The organism is Ensifer aridi, assembly GCF_002078505.1.
Classification (GTDB): Bacteria; Pseudomonadota; Alphaproteobacteria; order Rhizobiales; family Rhizobiaceae; genus Sinorhizobium; species Sinorhizobium aridi.
On the sequence record NZ_LUAV01000078.1, the window covers coordinates 1 to 865 of the forward strand.

Sequence of the window (865 nt, forward strand, 5' to 3'; positions counted from 1 at the left end):
CACTGGCGACGCGACTTCCACGATATCTGGACATCGAACAAATCCGAGATCGCCTGCGAGGCTCTCGACCGTATCGGTGCGCTTTACGACATCGAGCGAGAGATTGCAGGTCAGCCTGCCGACATCCGTCTTGCTACGCGTCAGAAGCAGAGCACGCCCAAGGTCGAAGCCTTGCGTGTCTGGGCCGAAGCGCAACTGGCCCGCATTCCGGGCAAAGGCGATTTGGCGCAAGCCTTCCGTTATGGCCTGAGCCGCTGGTCGTCATTCTGCCTGTTCCTGGAAGATGGTCGTGTCGCCATCGACAACAATGCCGCCGAGCGGGCCCTGCGCCCAATTGGAGTAGGGCGCAAGAACTGGCTATTTGCGGGCGCTGACACCGGCGCGGAGACCTTGGCACGCGCCATGACGATCATCGAGACGGCCAAGATGAACGGCCTCGATCCGCAGGCCTATCTGGCCGACGTGCTCGACCGCATTCACGATCACAAGATCAATAGGCTCGATGAGCTGCTGCCCTGGAACTGGGCATCTGTCATAGCCACCTGCGCCGAGGCCGCCTGATGGCAACCGTGACCCATGTGTTCAGCATCGATTACGTCGCCAAATTGCTCGACGAAGATTCCGAACTCCTTCAGGCGATCGTCAGCAACGATGATAACCTGAGCTACGGCAGAATCATCAGCGTCTACACCGGGCAGAACGAGGCAATAACTTCGCTTACCCGCGGCGGAATCGAAGAGCTGGAGCAAATGCTTGCCCATGCTCGTCGCACCGCTGACGAATGGAACGACTTCCTCGAAGACTTCGTCGATGACCAGGAACTCATCGCTCGCATCAAAGCGAAATCTCCGCGGTAACAACCGGG

General features: G+C 59.0%; 2 protein-coding genes. Both read left to right on the forward strand.

Annotated features, from left to right (window positions below; translation table 11 throughout):
• On the forward strand, positions 1-561 hold a 561-nt coding region (gene tnpC, locus AYK65_RS31350; protein WP_139793432.1), incomplete at its 5' end, for an IS66 family transposase.
• On the forward strand, positions 561-857 hold the full coding sequence (locus AYK65_RS31355) for a hypothetical protein (protein WP_081163230.1): 297 nt from the start codon (positions 561-563) through the stop codon (positions 855-857). The genes tnpC and AYK65_RS31355, both read left to right, overlap by 1 nt.
• Positions 858-865: the final 8 nt, after the last annotated feature.

Bases quoted from the DNA above. Each gene is read 5' to 3' on its own strand.
- AYK65_RS31355 (WP_081163230.1), top strand. From the start codon at position 561: ATGGCAACCGTGACCCATGTGTTCAGCATCGATTACGTCGCCAAATTG.